This window comes from Micromonospora sp. C95, assembly GCF_018070465.1.
Lineage (GTDB): Bacteria > Actinomycetota > Actinomycetes > Mycobacteriales > Micromonosporaceae > Micromonospora.
Genome location: NZ_JAGPXT010000005.1, coordinates 173294 through 189437, shown reverse-complemented (window position 1 = coordinate 189437; position 16144 = coordinate 173294). Strand labels below are relative to the sequence as shown.

13 protein-coding genes and 1 pseudogene are annotated in these 16144 nt (G+C 72.5%); 9 read left to right on the top strand and 5 right to left on the bottom strand.

Going from position 1 to position 16144, the window contains the following annotated elements; genetic code table 11:
* Positions 1-25 precede the first annotated feature (25 nt).
* Positions 26-532 (bottom strand): inorganic diphosphatase, encoded by a 507-nt coding sequence (locus KBX00_RS08705; RefSeq protein ID WP_093409905.1) that lies wholly within the window; start codon positions 530-532, stop codon positions 26-28.
* Between the two features lie 570 nt (positions 533-1102).
* Here KBX00_RS08705 and dacB point away from each other — a divergent pair.
* The 4 genes and pseudogenes from dacB (at position 1103) to KBX00_RS08685 (ending at position 6517) form a co-directional block, all read left to right on the top strand.
* Complete coding sequence (dacB, locus tag KBX00_RS08700; protein ID WP_374225271.1) at positions 1103-2599, top strand: D-alanyl-D-alanine carboxypeptidase/D-alanyl-D-alanine-endopeptidase; 1497 nt, start codon at positions 1103-1105, stop codon at positions 2597-2599.
* 140 nt (positions 2600-2739) lie between these two features.
* On the top strand, positions 2740-3807 hold the full coding sequence (locus KBX00_RS08695; RefSeq protein WP_210825080.1) for a zinc-dependent metalloprotease: 1068 nt from the start codon (positions 2740-2742) through the stop codon (positions 3805-3807).
* Positions 3808-3821: 14 nt separating this feature from the next.
* Positions 3822-4814, top strand: a pseudogene (tilS, locus tag KBX00_RS08690) (tRNA lysidine(34) synthetase TilS); the annotation flags it as partial.
* 68 nt (positions 4815-4882) lie between these two features.
* Positions 4883-6517: a gamma-glutamyltransferase family protein gene (locus tag KBX00_RS08685; protein ID WP_210825076.1), complete on the top strand. Its 1635-nt coding sequence runs from the start codon at positions 4883-4885 to the stop codon at positions 6515-6517.
* 24 nt (positions 6518-6541) lie between these two features.
* Here the strand turns inward: KBX00_RS08685 and KBX00_RS08680 are convergent, their stop codons facing one another.
* Positions 6542-7504: a GlxA family transcriptional regulator gene (locus KBX00_RS08680; RefSeq protein WP_210825074.1), complete on the bottom strand. Its 963-nt coding sequence runs from the start codon at positions 7502-7504 to the stop codon at positions 6542-6544.
* Positions 7505-7656: 152 nt separating this feature from the next.
* On the opposite strand from KBX00_RS08680, the gene KBX00_RS08675 reads away from it, so the two are divergent.
* The 4 genes from KBX00_RS08675 (at position 7657) to folE (ending at position 11514) form a co-directional block, all read left to right on the top strand.
* Positions 7657-7794, top strand: a complete 138-nt coding sequence (locus tag KBX00_RS08675) for a hypothetical protein (RefSeq protein ID WP_210825072.1) — start codon at positions 7657-7659, stop codon at positions 7792-7794.
* A 99-nt stretch (positions 7795-7893) separates the two neighbouring features.
* Positions 7894-8469 (top strand): hypoxanthine phosphoribosyltransferase, encoded by a 576-nt coding sequence (gene hpt, locus KBX00_RS08670; RefSeq protein WP_099849003.1) that lies wholly within the window; start codon positions 7894-7896, stop codon positions 8467-8469.
* A gap of 325 nt (positions 8470-8794) precedes the next feature.
* Complete coding sequence (gene ftsH, locus KBX00_RS08665) at positions 8795-10813, top strand: ATP-dependent zinc metalloprotease FtsH (protein ID WP_210825070.1); 2019 nt, start codon at positions 8795-8797, stop codon at positions 10811-10813.
* Between the two features lie 38 nt (positions 10814-10851).
* Positions 10852-11514, top strand: coding sequence for a GTP cyclohydrolase I FolE (gene folE, locus KBX00_RS08660; protein WP_210825275.1), 663 nt, complete (start codon positions 10852-10854; stop codon positions 11512-11514).
* A gap of 11 nt (positions 11515-11525) precedes the next feature.
* On the opposite strand, the gene KBX00_RS08655 is transcribed toward folE, so the two are convergent.
* A complete protein-coding gene (locus KBX00_RS08655; protein WP_210825068.1) occupies positions 11526-12236 on the bottom strand; it encodes a hypothetical protein in 711 nt (236 codons plus the stop codon).
* Positions 12233-14785: an FtsK/SpoIIIE domain-containing protein gene (locus KBX00_RS08650; protein WP_210825273.1), complete on the bottom strand. Its 2553-nt coding sequence runs from the start codon at positions 14783-14785 to the stop codon at positions 12233-12235. Before KBX00_RS08650 ends, KBX00_RS08655 begins: the two co-directional genes overlap by 4 nt.
* Positions 14786-14974: 189 nt before the next feature.
* On the opposite strand from KBX00_RS08650, the gene KBX00_RS08645 reads away from it, so the two are divergent.
* The gene (locus KBX00_RS08645; RefSeq protein WP_374225267.1) at positions 14975-15538 is read left to right on the top strand and encodes a hypothetical protein; all 564 of its coding nucleotides are present in this window, start codon (positions 14975-14977) and stop codon (positions 15536-15538) included.
* A 3-nt stretch (positions 15539-15541) separates the two neighbouring features.
* Here the strand turns inward: KBX00_RS08645 and KBX00_RS08640 are convergent, their stop codons facing one another.
* Complete coding sequence (locus KBX00_RS08640; protein ID WP_210825067.1) at positions 15542-16135, bottom strand: hypothetical protein; 594 nt, start codon at positions 16133-16135, stop codon at positions 15542-15544.
* Positions 16136-16144 lie beyond the last annotated feature (9 nt).

The window sequence follows — 16144 nt, the reverse complement described above, 5'->3', positions numbered from 1 at the left end:
CGTTCCCCGGGATTCGTCGGAGACGTCAGTGGGTGGACTCGCCGCGTTCCTCGGCCTCCCTGGCGCGCCGGTACGAAGCCTGAATCTCGGCCTCGGCCTCGGTCCGACCCACCCAGGTCGCGCCCTCCACGGACTTGCCCGGCTCAAGATCCTTGTACACCTCGAAGAAGTGCTGGATCTCCAGCCGGTCGAACTCGCCGAGGTGGTGGATGTCGCGCAGATGCTCCTGCCGCGGGTCCTCGTAGGGAACGCAGAGAACCTTGTCGTCGCCGCCCTTCTCGTCCGTCATCCGGAACATGCCGATCGTGCGGCACCGGATCAGGCAGCCGGGGAAGGTCGGCTCGGGCACCAGCACCAAGGCGTCCAGCGGGTCGCCGTCCTCGCCCAGGGTGCCCTCGATGAAGCCGTAGTCGGCCGGGTACTGCGTGGAGGTGAAGAGGGTGCGGTCCAGCCGGATCCGCCCGGTCACGTGGTCCACCTCGTACTTGTTGCGGTGACCCTTGGGGATCTCAACCGTCACGTCGAAATCCATCTGCACGCTCCCTCGTTGGCCCACGCTGGCTTGACGGAACCGGCGGCAGAGCCAGGAAGGCGATTGCCAACCCGCCGACTCCGGCCGCCGCATAGTCTTCGGACCGAAGTAGTGTCACCCAGGCCGGTTCCCGGTGGGGAGGAGGGGGTCGTGGGGAGGGAAGATTCACACTACCGTCCAGGCGGTGCCGCCGAGGGCGGTGCGAACCGACCGCCGGCCAAGCCGGTCGCCGGACGGGTGCCGGTGCCGGACGCGCAGATCCTCCGACCACAACCTCCGACGCCGACCGGCACACCGACACCCGTGAACCGGCCCGAGGCGAACCCGCCCCTGAACACCTCCTCGCCGACGGCACCGCCTCGGGGTACCGCCTCCGGACGGGCCGCCGCGCCCGGCGCGGTCACCCCGACGAGCCCGGCCGCGCCCGGCGGCGTCACCCCGACGAGCCCGGTCGCGCCCGGCGGCGTCACCCCGACGAGCCCGGTCGCCGCCCCGGTCGCCGCCGCCCCCACCAGCCCGGCCGGACCACCGACCGGATCGGCATCCGTGCCGGTGAGCCCAGCGTCGGGTGTGCCGGCGACGGGCCCTCCGAGTCATCCGTCGGCCAGCGTCCCGCCACCGGCCGGGTCGGCATCGCGCCGGCGGCTGCCGCTGGTGCTCGCGGCCGTGCTGGTGCTCGTGCTGGTCGCGGTGGGCCTGGTCGTGGTCCGCCCCGGGCCGGTGGGGCGCTGGTTGGGCGATGCTCCCGCGACCCCGGCGGCCACCAGGGCGGTGGAGCCGGCGCCGGTCCCGGTGCTGGCCGCCGCCGACGTCGGTGCCCCGCCACCCAGCACGGAGGGGCTGCGAACCGCGCTGGCACCGCTGATCGACGACACCGCGCTGGGCGGCCGGGTCAACGTGGCGGTGGCCGACGCCCTCACCGGGGAGATGCTCTTCGACCGTGGTGGCCGGGAGGGCACCGTGCCGGCCTCGGTGACCAAACTGTTGACCGCCGTGACGGTGCTGACCGCCCGAGGTCCTGGCCATCGGATCCCGACCCGGGCGGTGGCCGGTACGCAGCCCGGCGAGGTGGTTCTGGTCGGCGGCGGGGATCCGACGTTGGCAGCCGACGCGAAGGGCTTCTACCCGGGGGCGGCCAGCCTCACCGATCTCGCCGAGCAGGTCCGTGAAGCGCTGGGCGGAGTCGCGCCCACCAGGATCGTCGTCGACTCCTCGCGCTACCCCGGTCCGGTTTACGGACCCGGCTGGGACGACGACATCCCCACCGGCGGCTACGGCGGGGCGATCACCCCGCTGATGCTCGACGGGGCCCGCAAGAGTCCGAAGGCCGGCGCGGGCTGGGCCGAACGGGTGGCCGAACCGGACCTGGTCGCCGGCCGTGCCTTCGCCAAACTGCTCGGAGTGCCGGTCGACACCGTACGCAAGGGCACCGCCCCGGCGTCGACCGCGACGACCGGAGCGACGGCGCCGGTCGGCAGCGCCGGACCCGGTGCCGAGCTCGGCGTGGTGTACTCACCGCCGTTGATCCGACTTGTCGACATCATGATCAGCGCGAGTGACAACATCGTCGCCGAGGCGCTGGCCCGCCAGGTCGCCCTGGCTCGCGACCAGCCCGCCTCCTTCGCCGGTGCCGCGACGGCGATGGCCGAGGTGGTGTCCGAGCTGGGTCTGCCGGTAGGCGAGCTCGAGCTGGCGGACGGTAGCGGACTGTCCCGGCAGAACCTGATCAGCCCGGTCCTGCTGACCGAACTGCTGGCGCTCGCGGCGAGCCCGGAGCGGCCCGAGCTTGCCGGCATCTTCGGCGGGCTGCCGGTCGCGGGCTGGTCCGGCACCCTGCGCGACCGGTACGGCGCGGCGCCCGGCACGGCCGCCGGTGCCGGTGTGGTCCGCGCCAAGACCGGCACGTTGACCCGGGTGCACGCCATCGCGGGGGTGGTGACCACCGCCGATGGCCGTCTGCTCACCTTCGCGGTGCTCACCGACGACGTGCCGCCGGACGGCATGGAGCCGGCCCGGGCCGCGCTGGACCGGATCGCCGCCGCCCTGGCCGGCTGCGGCTGCCGCTGAGCGGCTCGACGGCCGCTGGTCGGCGTCGCGCTCCGGTGGAGCGGGTCACGGCCGCGACGGGACCGGCGCGACTCTGCCGGCGGACCGGCACTGCGCCGGCCGGCCGGGTGGGGTGTCGCGGCGCGGGTACGGTGGGTTGCATGGCGCAGTTCGTGGACTGGGATCTGGCTACCGCGACCGCGGGGGCTCTGGGCAAATCGGGCCCCCGGGTGACGTACGCCGAGGCCACCGAGGTGGTTTCCGAGCTGCGCCGGCTGACCGACGAGGCGGCCGGGCACGTCGCCGACTACACCGGGCTGACCTCGCAGGTCGCCCATCCGCCGGTACGGGTGGTCGATCGCCGTGACTGGGCGGCGACGAACATCGCCGGCCTCCGCGAGGTGATCACCCCACTGGTCGGCCGGCTTGCGCAGGACAAGCAACCCGGCGTGCTCACCGAGGCGATCGGTTCCCGGGTGACCGGGGTGCAGGCCGGCACCGTGCTGGCCTACCTCTCCGGCCGGGTCCTCGGGCAGTACGAGGTCTTCTCCGCCGACCCGGGGCAACTGCTGCTTGTCGCGCCGAACATCGTCGAGGTCGAGCGCAGGCTGGGTGCGGATCCGCGCGACTTCCGGCTCTGGGTCTGCCTGCACGAGGTGACCCACCGCACGCAGTTCACCGCCGTCCCCTGGATGCGGGCCTACTTCCTCGGTGAGGTGCAGGCGTTCGTCGACGCCGCCCAGGGTGGCGAGCACCTGCTGGAGCGGCTGCGTCGGGGGGTGAGCACCCTCGCGGACGCGGTCCGCGACCCGCAGAGCCGGTCCAGCGTGCTGGACATCGTGCAGACGCCGGCGCAGCGTGCCGTGCTGGACCGGCTGACCGCCCTGATGACCCTGCTCGAGGGGCACGCCGAGTTCGTGATGGACGGCGTCGGGCCGCAGGTGATCCCGAGCGTGGAGCGCATCCGGGCCGGCTTCAACCGGCGGCGCGAGGCCGGCAACCCGGTGGAGAAGGCGATCCGGCGGCTGATCGGCATCGACGTCAAGATGCGGCAGTACGCCGAGGGCCGCAAGTTCGTGCACGCCGTGGTTGACCGGGTCGGCATGGCCGGCTTCAACCGGGTCTTCGAGTCGCCGCTGACTCTGCCCCGACTGTCCGAGCTGAGCGAACCGGACGCCTGGGTGGCGCGGGTGCACGGGCCGGTCGGTCCGGTGCCGACGGCCGGCTGAGCGTTTCCGCGCCGATGGCCCAGCTCGCCCCGCCGGTGGCCGCGATCCGGATCGCGGTCCGTCGTGCAATTGCCGACCTGCCGACGGCCGGCCCGGTGCTGGTCGCCTGCTCGGGCGGAGCCGACTCGCTGGCCCTGGCCGCGGCCACCGCGTTCGTGGCGCCCCGGGCCGGCCGCACCGCCGGGCTGGTCACCGTCGATCACGGCCTGCAGGCCGGGTCGCGGCACCGGGCCGAGGCGGTGGCGCGCTGGGCGGAAGGTGCCGGTCTGGCACCGGTGGAGGTGGTCCGGGTCGAGGTCGCCGGTCGACCCGGTGGCCCGGAGGCGGCGGCCCGTGAAGCCCGCTACCAGGCGTTGGCCGAGCTGGCCGGTGGCCTTGGTGCCTCGGCACTGTTCACCGGCCACACCCGGGACGACCAGGCGGAGACGGTGCTGCTCGCACTGGCCCGGGGCGCCGGCCCGCGCGGACTCGCCGGCATGCCGGCCCGCCGGGATCTGGCCGGCACTCCACTCGTACGCCCGCTGTTGGAGATCGGGCGGGCGGAGACCCGCGCCGCCTGCGCGGCCCTTGGGCTGGTGCCGTGGGACGACCCGCACAACAGGGACCCGGCGTACGCCCGCTCCCGGGTCCGGGCCGACGTGCTGCCCACGTTGATCCGGGCGCTCGGCCCGGGTGTGCTGGACAACCTCGCCCGTACCGCCGCCCTGGTGGCGGCGGACAACGCGGTCCTGGACGAACTCGCCGACACGGCGCTGAGCCAGGCCCGGCACCCTGACGGTGGCTTGGCCACCCGGGCCTTGGCGGCCCTGGCGCCCGCGGTGCGTGGGCGGGTGCTGCGGGCCTGGGCCCACGAGTTGGGCGCGCCGCCGGCGGCGCTGTCGCACCGCCACGTCGCCGCACTCGACGCCCTGGTCACGGCCTGGCGCGGCCAGCGAGCCAGCTACCTGCCGGGCGGGCTACGGGTGCTCCGCCGCGACGGTCGACTGGTGTCGGAGACACCGCCGGCTGCACCGACCGATCGAGCCCCGGTGCCGCAGCCGGTCGGGACAGCGCCCGGCGAGGCGGTCGTCGAAGGATGATCCATCCCCGGCTACCGCTGTACGCGCCGCGCGGTGCCGTGGCCACCAGCCACCCGCTGGCCGTGGCGGCCGGCCTGGCCGTGCTGCGGCGTGGCGGTAACGCCGTGGACGCGGCGCTGGCCACCGCCAGCACCCTCACCGTGGTGCAACCACCCGCCAACGACATCGGCGGTGACCTCTTCGCCATCGTCTGGGACGGCGGGCGGCTGCACGGCCTGAACGCCTCCGGCCACTCACCCGCCGCGCTGACCCGGGATCTGGTGCTCGCGGCAACCAGCGGTCGAGGCACCGAGCCCGCCGAGGCGTTGGGTGGGGCGCAGGCGGTCGGCCCGGCGATGCCGGCCCGGGGCTGGTTGCCGGTGACCGTACCGGGCGTGCCGGCGGGCTGGCGTGACCTGCACGAGCGATTCGGTTCGCTGCCGTTCGCGGGGCTGTTCGCCGACGCCATCGGCTACGCCGAGCAGGGGCACCCCGTCTCCACCGCGACAGCGGCGGCCTGGTCCCGCGGGGTCGCCGGGCACGCCGGACTGAGCGGTCCCGAGTACGCGGAGTTCGGGCGGGTCTTCGCGCCGGGCGGGCGGGCCCCCCGCGCGGGTGAGCGGTGGCGCAACCCGGACGCGGCCCGGACGCTTCGACTGATCGCCGACAGCCGGGCGGAGGAGTTCTACCGAGGGCGGATCGCGACGGCACTCAGCGACTACGCCGCCCGTACCGGCGGGCTGCTCACCACGACGGACCTGGCGAAGCACGCCAGCGTCTGGGTCGATCCGGTGTCGGTGCGCTACCGGGACCACGAGGTCTGGGAACTGCCACCGAACGGGCAGGGATTGGCCGCCCTGCTCGCCCTGGGCATCCTGGACGGACTGGACCCGGCCGACGGGTCGCAATGGCTGCACCGGCAGATCGAGGCGGTCAAGTTGGGCTTCGCCGACGCGCACGCCCACGTCGCCGACCCCGACCTTGCCCCGGCCCCGCCCGGGCTGCTCAGCCCGGAACACCTGGCCCGACGCCGCGCGGCGATCACCGGGGCGGCGGCCGAGGAGGTGACCGGGGCACCGGAGCGTGGTGGGACGGTCTATCTCTGCACGGCCGACGAGAGCGGCATGATGGTCAGCCTGATCCAGTCCACCTACCTCGCCTTCGGCTCGCACGTGGTGCTGCCCGGATACGGCTTCGCGCTGCAGAATCGTGGTCTCGGCTTCCGGCTGGACGTGGGCCATCCCAACGTGGTCGGCCCGGCGAAGCGGCCCTATCACACGATCATTCCCGGTTTCCTGACCTGCCAGGGTGCGCCGGTGGGGCCGTTCGGGGTGATGGGCGGGCACATGCAGCCCCAGGGTCACGTCCAACTGGTCTCGGCGACCGTGGACGCGGGCCTCGACCCGCAGGCGGCGCTGGACGCCCCGCGCTGGTACTGGCACGCGGGTCGCTCGCTGCTGGTCGAGCAGCACCTGATCGCCGGGCCTGGCGGCGCCGCACTCGTGGCTGACCTGCGGGATCGGGGCCACCAGGTGACCGTCGCACCCGATGCCACCGTCTTCGGCCACGGGCAGGCGATCTGGCGACACGCCGACGGCGGGTATGTCGTCGGCTCCGAGCCCCGGGTGGACGGCGCGGCCGCAGGATTCTGACCCGCACGACCGTCAGGCCGGCGGTCAACCGATGGGCGCACGATCCCGGAACGTGGCGCGGTACGCCTGCGGCGTGGCGCCGACCCGGCGGGTGAAGTGGTGCCGCAGGACGGCGGCGTCGCCGAAGCCGGCCCGTTCGGCGACCCCCTCCACCGTGAGTGCGGTGTCCTCCAACAGCCGGCGGGCCAGCAGGACGCGTTGGTTTGTCAGCCAGTCGTGCGGGGTGGTGCCGGTCTCCGCGCGGAAGCGGCGGGCGAACGTCCGTGGGGCCATCCCGGCTCGGGCGGCCAGCTCGTCGACGGTGGTCTGCCGGTCGAGATGGCCCATCAGCCATTCCAGCACCGGTTCCAGGGTGGGGGCCTCCGGTGCCTTGGGGATCGGTGCCTCGATGTACTGGGCCTGCCCGCCGTCGCGGTGCGGAGGCACCACCATCCGTCGGGCGAGTCGGGTGGCGGTGGCCGAGCCGTGCGCCTGGCGTACCAGGTGCAGGCAGGCGTCGATGCCGGCGGCGGTGCCCGCGCTGGTGAGTAGCCGACCGTCCTGCACGTAGAGCGAGTTGCAGCGCACCCGGGCGCTCGGGTGGCGGCGCTGCAACTCGTCGACGTGCCGCCAGTGGGTGGTGCACTCCCGGCCGTCGAGCAGCCCCGCCTCGCCCAGCAGGTACGCGCCGGCACACACGCTGAACAGGTACGCACCCCGTTCGGCGGCCCTCCGCAGCGCCTCGTGGACCTCGGCGGGTGCGGTGGTGGTCGGGTCGTGGGCGGGAACGGCGACCAGGTCCGCCTGTTCCAGCGGAGCCAGGTCGGCGTTCGGCACCAGCTGGAAGCCGGCGGAGGTGCGTACCGGGGCCTGCCGGGGACCGCACACGTCGAACCGGTAACCCGGCAGCCCGTCGGCGGTGCGGTCGGTGCCGAACACCTCAGCGAGTACGCCGAGTTCGAACGGGGCGACGCCGTCCAGGACGAGTACGGCCACTGAACGAAGCATGTGACGAGGGTAACCGCACGGGTGGCAGAAAATCGAGCAGGTGTGGCATCTCTGCCACTGTCGGAGGAGGGGCGGGGTGCCCAGACTGGCAGATGTCCGGTGCGCACCGGCGGCGACACGACAACCACAGACGTCAGAAAGCGAGCGCCGCCATGGGTTTTCTGTTCTTCCTGCTGTTCTTCCTCTTCCTCGCCCTGCTGTCCGCCCTCGGGCTGACCGCCGACAGTCGTGACTCGGCGGACTGGAAGCCCTCCGACGGGGGTCGCAGATGGCAGTCGCGGCACTGCTGAGCCTAATGTCCCTTTCAGCCGGAAAATCCCTCGGCGGGGTTGCCTCGAAACGGGCGGCCCCGCCGACGGCGAACCCGGGGCGTACGGCAGGCTATGGTCATGGCTGACGGCTCCTGGTACGACGCCGACATCGACCACGTGATCATCTCCGAGGCGCAGATCCGCGAGAAGACCGCAGAGCTGGCCAAGCAGGTCTCCGCGGACTACGCACACGTCACCGACGGGCTGTTGCTCGTCTGCGTGCTCAAGGGTGCGGTCATGTTCATGGCCGACTTCGCCCGCGCGCTGGGCCGGCACGGCCCCCCGGCCGAGTTGGACTTCATGGCCATCTCCTCGTACGGGCAGGGCACCACCTCCTCCGGAGTGGTCCGGATCCTCAAGGACCTCGACCGGGACATCGCCGGTCGGCACGTCGTCGTGGTGGAGGACATCGTCGACTCCGGGCTGACCCTGTCCTGGCTGCTGCGCTACCTGGAGTCGCGGTCGGCCGCGAGCGTCGAGGTGGTCGCGCTGTTCCGTAAGCCGGACGCGGTGAAGGTGACGGTGCCGGTCAGGTACGTGGGCTTCGACATCCCGACGGAGTTCGTCGTCGGGTACGGCCTCGACTTCGGTGAGCGCTACCGGGAGCTGCCGTACGTGGGGGTGCTCAAGCCGGAGGTCTACGCCCGCTCCTGAGCGGGTGGTACCCGGCGTGCCGCAACCTCCCACCCGGCATTCAGCCGCCTTTCAGCTGATCGGACTACCGTTCAGCACGGTGGCCGGGAGATCCGACTTCGGGCCATGCCGGCTGACATCCGGTTCGCCGTGCGCGTAAGTGCTGGGCTCGCCAGCTCATATCGGTCTCGCACGGTGTACCGTCGAATGACCGTGGCGCGGTAATCGCGTCCCGGGGTCGAGGCTGGCCCGCACGGCGGCTCCGGCAGCCGCCCAGGCGGCGACACCCACAGTCGGTCAGGACGTCGATCAGGAGGATGCGGGCGTCTCGGCGCTCGACAACAGCATGGAACGTACGCGTTTCTTCCGCCGACCGGTGTTCTGGGTCATCCTGGTCATCCTCGGCGCCGTCGTGCTCAGTCAGTTGTTCACCGGTGGACCCAGCTACCACCGAGTGGACACGTCCGTCGCGCTCGACCAGCTCAACAAGGGTGGCATCGAGAAGGTCGTCTTCCAGGACAAGGAACAGACGATCCAGCTCGAGCTGGCCGAGGAGACCGAGTTCGGCGAGACCACCACGAAGCTGATCGAGGCCCAGTTCCCCTACGAGGTCGGCAACGAGGTCTGGAACGAGGTTCTTGAGGCCAAGGCCAACAATCGGGTCACCGGGCCGGCCGACACCGAGGTGTCGTCCGACAGCATCTGGGTCAGCCTGCTGGTCAACCTGCTCCCCATCGTGCTGCTCGTACTGCTGCTGCTGTTCTTCATGTCGCAGATGCAGGGCGGCGGCTCCCGGGTGCTCAACTTCGGCAAGTCCAAGGCGAAGATGATCACCAAGGACACGCCGAAGACGACGTTCGCCGACGTGGCGGGCTCCGAGGAGGCCGTCGAGGAGCTGCACGAGATCAAGGACTTCCTGCAGAATCCGGCGAAGTACCAGGCACTCGGTGCGAAGATCCCGAAGGGTGTGCTGCTCTTCGGCCCGCCCGGCACCGGTAAGACGCTGCTCGCCCGCGCGGTGGCCGGCGAGGCCGGGGTGCCGTTCTACTCGATCTCCGGCTCGGATTTCGTGGAGATGTTCGTCGGTGTCGGCGCCAGCCGGGTCCGTGACCTGTTCGAGCAGGCCAAGACCAACGCGCCCGCGATCGTCTTCGTCGACGAGATCGACGCGGTCGGCCGGCACCGTGGCGCCGGCATGGGCGGCGGTCACGACGAGCGCGAGCAGACGCTGAACCAACTCCTGGTCGAGATGGACGGCTTCGACGTCAAGGGCGGCGTGATCCTGATCGCCGCCACCAACCGGCCCGACATCCTCGACCCGGCGCTGCTGCGGCCGGGCCGGTTCGACCGGCAGATCCCGGTCGACGCGCCCGACATGGAGGGCCGCAAGGCCATCCTGCGGGTGCACGCCAAGGGCAAGCCGTTCACGCCCGACGTCGACCTCGACTCGGTGGCCAAGCGGACGCCGGGCTTCAGCGGCGCCGACCTCGCCAACGTGATCAACGAGGCGGCCCTGCTGACCGCCCGCAAGGACCAGCGGGCCATCTCCAACGACTCGCTCGAGGAGTCGATCGACCGGGTGATCGCCGGTCCGCAGCGCCGTACCCGGGTGATGAGCGACCAGGAGAAGAAGATCACCGCGTACCACGAGGGCGGGCACGCACTTGTCGCCTGGGCGCTGCCGCACGCCGCACCGGTGCACAAGGTGACGATCCTGTCCCGGGGCCGTTCCCTGGGCCACACCCTGGTGCTGCCCACGGAGGACAAGTACACCCAGACCCGCGCCGAGATGGTCGACACCCTGGCGTACGCGCTGGGCGGCCGGGCCGCCGAGGAACTCGTCTTCCACGAGCCCACCACCGGTGCCGGCAACGACATCGAAAAGGCCACCCAACTGGCCCGCGCGATGATCACCCAGTACGGCATGAGTTCCAAGCTCGGCGCGATCAAGTACGGCACCAGCGGCGACGAGCCGTTCCTCGGTCGCAACATGGGCCACGAGCGGGACTACTCCGACGCCGTCGCCGCCGAGATCGACGGCGAGATGCGGGCGATCATCGAACTCGCTCACGACGAGGCCTGGGAGATCCTGGTCGAGTACCGCGACGTGCTGGACAACATCGTGCTCGAGCTGATGGAGAAGGAGACCCTCTCCACCGCCGACATGGCCAGGATCTGCGCCCGCGTGGTCAAGCGCCCGCCGATGGCGCCGTACAACGGCTTCGGTAAGCGGCAGCCCTCCACCGAGCCGCCCGTACTCACCCCGGCGGAGAAGGACGCGCTGAAGGTGCAGGCGGAGGCCGACGGTGCGGAGGCGACGGTCGGTGGCGTCAGCTCGAACAACTCCTCGGAGGGTTCGCACTGAGCACCGATGACCCGGCGGCCGGTTCCCCGCAGGGGGGACTGGCCGCCTCTGCCACCGAACCCGACACCGACGGCCTCGACTACATCGCCGCTCGACTGATCAACGGTCGCCTGACCGGACGTCCGGTCGAGGACACCATGGACCTCGGCCGGATCGAGAAGGCGGTCCGCGAGATCCTCATCGCGGTCGGGGAGGATCCGGACCGCGACGGCCTCCAGCAGACCCCGGCCCGGGTCGCCCGGGCGTACGCGGAACTCTTCGCCGGCCTGCGCGTCGACCCGGCCACGGTGCTCACCACCACCTTCGAGGCCAACCACGAGGAACTGGTGCTGGTCCGGGACATCGACGTGATGAGCCTCTGCGAGCACCACCTGCTGCCCTTCCGAGGTAGCGCCCACATCGGCTACATCCCCGGTCCCGACGGTCGGATCACCGGGCTGTCCAAGCTGGCCCGGCTGGTCGAGGTCTTCGCCCGGCGCCCCCAGGTGCAGGAGCGGCTCACCTCGCAGATCGCGGACCTGCTGATGACGCGGCTGGAACCGCGGGGCGTGGTCGTCGTGCTCGAGTGCGAGCACATGTGCATGGCGATGCGAGGCATTCAGAAATCCGGTGCCAAGACGATCACGTCTGCGGTGCGTGGCGTGCTGCAGCGGGACGCCAAGTCCCGGGCCGAGGCGATGGCCCTGATCATCCCGCGCTGACCGGCGGTCGCTCAGGACGACAGCATCGCAAGCACGATCCCCGCGTTGACCACCACGGCCGGGACCAGGCAGGCCAGCGCGCCGAACCGTGGCGTACGGTCCACCCGCTCTCCCGGGCCGGGCGGAAAGCAGCGGCCCACCGCGAGCCATCCCAGGCCGAACGCGACCGCAGGTGCCGGCAACCCCACCAGTACCGCCAAGGCGGTCACCGCACCGGTACCGGCCAGCAGGTACAGCACTGCCAGCAGCACCGGAACGAACAGCCCCAGCGGCCCGTACACCAGCAGGTTGCGAGCCCGGGCCGGCCAGTGCGCCACCCGGGACAGACCACGGGCGCAGAGCGTGTCGTCCGCGCCGACAGCCCATCGTCGGGCGTCGCGCAGCGCCGTCAACACCGCCGCCGGGCCACCGCTCATCGACCGGGTCGCCTCGGCCAGTTCCGGCGGGGTCGGCGCCAGCGAGATCGGTGGTACCCCAAGCTCACGTAGCCGGCTCTCCTGGGCCACCAGCCGGGTGCGTACCCCGGCCAGTTCCTCCCGGGCGGCCTGGACCGCGCGGGCCTGCTCGCCCGCGGCGGTCGCCGCGCCCCGGCGTACCCCGTCGAGCTGCCGGGCCGCGGCCAGGTAGTCGGCCCACGCGGCGCGCACCGGGTCCCCCGGCGTGCCGGCAACCCGCTGCCGAACCGGCCCGGCGGTGCTGACCGGCGAGTGATCGAGAGTCATCCGGGTTCCCCCTGCACGCTGCCGGGCACCTCGTACGGAACCAGCACCACACCGCGTTCCGCCGGCCCGTCCCAGAGCACCACCCGGTCGGGCCGGGGCCGCCACTCCACCGGACGGCCGAAGACCGGAGTGAGCTGGGCCCCCGGCACACCCGCCACCGCCACGGCCGTCAGCTTGTCCACCGTCTCGTCCGGCTCCACGAGCGTCGCGAACGACGGCACGGTACGCCACCAACCGAGCAGGTGCTGCCCGGCCGGCGGCCCGTCGCGCAGCAGAGCCCGCAGCCGGGCCGGGGGCAACTGCTCGGCCGGCGCCACGTCCAGCCCGAAGACGACCAGGTACGCCGGCTCGCCGGCGTCCGCCACGGCGACCAGCCCGGCGAGGTCCACCCGGTCGACCTGGTGACGCTCGGCCAACTCCGCTACCAGAGTGTCCGCCAGCTGCGCTGCCTCGGCGTCCGCCACGGCCACCACGAACCGCGCCGTACCGGCCCGATGATGGGCTGCGGTGCTGTGGGCGGCCGTCGCCAGCAGGCGACAGCCGGCAGGTCGCGGACCGAGAACCGCGAGGTTGCGGCCCGCCGACGGTCCGAACGGTACCGCCGCCGTGCTGCGCGCCACATCCACCACCCGCCCCAGCAAGGCGGCCGGTGCCGTCGACTGCCCCGCGACGGCTGCCCGATAGCGGGGATCGTTGTTCAGCAGCGGACGCGCGTACCCGGCGAAGACCACGGGTGGCGTCGCGTTCGGCGGGCGGGCCGTCCAGAGGCGATGGCGCAGCCCGGCAACCGCCTCCGGCTCGTCCGCCGGGTCGGGGAACCGGACCATCCGCTCATGACCCCGGATCGCTCCGCGTGGGCCGCCGAGCCCGCCCGCGGTATTGACCACCGCGCTGCCCACCGGCAGACCGGCCGCGGCGTCGTTCGTGGGTGCCAGCACCGCCCCGCCGCCAGGCAGCGCCACCCGCACCGGGAACTGGCCCGGCAGGGAGTCCCGCTGCCCTCCGTCGGAACGGGTGCCCAGGCCCAGGTCACCCTCGCCGGCCAGCACCAGATGAACACCGTACGCCCGTCCGGTCCTGGCAAGTGCGTCCAGCCGGGCGGCCACCTCGGCGGAGAGCCGGTCCCGTTCGCTGAGGAGCACCTGCAGGTTCTCCAGCACACAGACGACCCGGGGGAGCGGGCGATGTTTCCGCAACTCGGCGAAGTGCTGCCCGCCTGCGCGGGCGGACGCCGCCGCCCGCCGCTGCACCTCCGCCGTCAACTGGTCCAGCAGATCCAGGACGTACTCCCGGTCGGCGGCCATCGCGGCCGCCCGGACCTGCGGGATCCAGGACCTGTCCCGTTCGGTCTGCAGGAATTCCGCGAAAGACTCACCGGCACCGAGGTCCACCAGATACAGCGACAGCTCGTCCGGGCCGTACCGCGCGACGAGGCCGAGCAGGGCCGTGGTCAGGAAGGTGGACCGGCAGTCCCGCGACCGGCCGCTGACCAACCAGTGTGGAGTCAGTTCGGTGAAGCCGAGCGAGACCGGCCGTCCGCCGGCGTCGCCGACGGTGCTGGTCAGCCCGTCCGTCCCGGCAGCCGGCCGCAGTTCGTCCGTCGGCGGCAGCAGGTGCGACAGGGCGAGTCGGGTGCCGGCCTCGACCTGGGCGGCGATCCGGCGGCACACGGTGTCCACCAACTCGGCCGGCGGATCCGGGTCGACGAAGACCGGGGAGTTCAAACCTCCGCCGGTGCCGGCGAACGCCGCACCCGGCGGATCACCGAGCAGGGCGTAGGCCGTTCGCATCGCCAGCGGCGTGGCCCTGGGCAGCGCGGACCGGTCAGCTGCCGGCCACCCCGCCACCACCAGGTGCAATCCGGCTGCGGGTCCCTGCTCGGCGAGTGCCTCGATCCGCGCCAGATCGCCCGGCCGGTGCGCTTCGGGCAGCGCGGCGAGCACCAACAGCAGCGAACGCTCGTGCTGGCGAGAGCCGGAGGCGTCCGGCGCCACCCACCGCTCCGCCTCCGTCAGCACGGCCCGCAGACCGTCGGCGTCGGTGGCCGGCGGGGCCAGCACCCCGGCGTCGCCGAGCGCCGCGAACGGTGCCAGCGCGACGCCCGTCGCGTCCACCGCCCGTACCAGCAGTGCCCCCGCCGGTGTCGCCGCCAGCACGCGCAGCAGTACCGCCCGCAGCAGCCCGGCAGCCCGTGGGTCCTGCGCGTCGGTGTCAATCGCGAGGTGTCCGCTGCCGAACATCGGCACCAGCGCCGGGAAACGTGCGTCGTCCAGCGGAGCAGCCGTGCCCACCCGGACGAACGGCGGCGGCCCCTCCCCGGCGGGGTGCGCCGAGGCGACCGCGTCCAGCGTGGCACCGGCCCAACCCGGGGCGAGCACGGTGGCCGCGTCGCGCAGCCGCTCGGCAAGCGCGTACTGGCGGCGCTGGTCAGCTGGAACGGGACGGGTCTCGTCGAGGACCGTCGCCGCCGCCGCGACCGTCGCGGCGGCCCGGCGGTGCAGCGCGGCGGCGCGGAGCGTCCGTGCCTTCGGACCGCCCACCGTGTCCACCCCCTCCGCCCGAGGTCGGCACCCACTCGCCGGGCAGAAGTGACGGTATCCCAGCGAGGGCTCCACCTCCGGGATGCGGGGCGGCGCTGCGCCGTTGTTGTCAGGGATCTCACCCATCGGCAGCGTTCGGTCACGATCTGCCAAATCTGGGGCATTGGGTCCTGGGCCGCCAGCGGATAGCCTCAGGGGGTGGAATCAGTGCCGCCCTCCGCCGGTTCCCAGGTCTCCCGCGTACCGGCGCAGCGGACCCCGCCGGAGGAGTTGGCACCGCCTGCGGTCGCGCCGGCGCCGCGCCAGCCCCGGAGACGCCTGCGTACGGTGCTGACCGTGGTGGCGGGGGTGGTCGCGGCGCTCTGCCTGGCTGGCGGGGTGGTCGGCTATCTCGTCTACGACCGAGCCGTCACCCCCGACCGCAGCACCCCCGCCGTAGTAGTGGATAGCTACCTTCGCTCGTATCTGGTCGATCAGAACGACGTGCGGTCACGCCTGTTCAGCTGCGATGGTGTGACCGAGTTTGATGCGCTTCGACGGCTCAGGGACGACCTAGCGGCCCGCGAGCAGCGGTTTGCCACGACAATGTGGGTTAGTTGGGAAAGGTTCCAGGTGATTAGGGTCGACGACAGCGCTGAGGTGCGCGTCGACCTGACCTTCACGGCAGAGGTGGACGGTATCCGACAGAGTGACCGGCAGGCATGGACGTTCACCACCCGGTTCAACGAGGACTGGCGGGTCTGCTCAGCGACCGCCAACTAAACCTCACTCCACCCACAGCACGTGGACCGGTACCTCCAGGGTGGTCGGTGACTGGCCGCGCCAGGCCCAGCGGTACCACTCCATCTCGGGGGTCACCCGCACGCAGATGTCGCCCTCGGCACCCGAGTAGGTCTCGGTGACGGCACGAAGATCACGGTGCTCGACGGCGCCGACCATGTGCACGACCCGTCGCCCGGTGACCGAGTCCGCCTCGAAGACCGGCGTCGGGGCTGGGTGGGCCGGTGCGTCCAACGAGACGAGCCGCAGGCGTCCGTCCGTCGTCGGTCCGGTCGCTGGGCCGACCGTCTCGACCCAGACCCGTTCGACCGGCACCAGCGGGGCGAAGACCTCGACCTGGTCGGACTCGGCGCGGTACCACTCGTGTTCCGGGATGACCGGGACGTAGGTGCGGCTGTTCTGCACGACCCGTTCGTCGGCCCGCAGGTCGGCACGCCAACCCAGGCCGGGCAGTCCGACAATTACCCGCCGTCCGCGCAGTTCGACGCTTCCCGCAGCGGGGACGATCTCGATCGGACGGGGCGGCTGGGGAGCCCAGTCGGGCTGGTCGGCGAACGGGTCCGGAAGCGGTTCGGTCATGACGGCCCG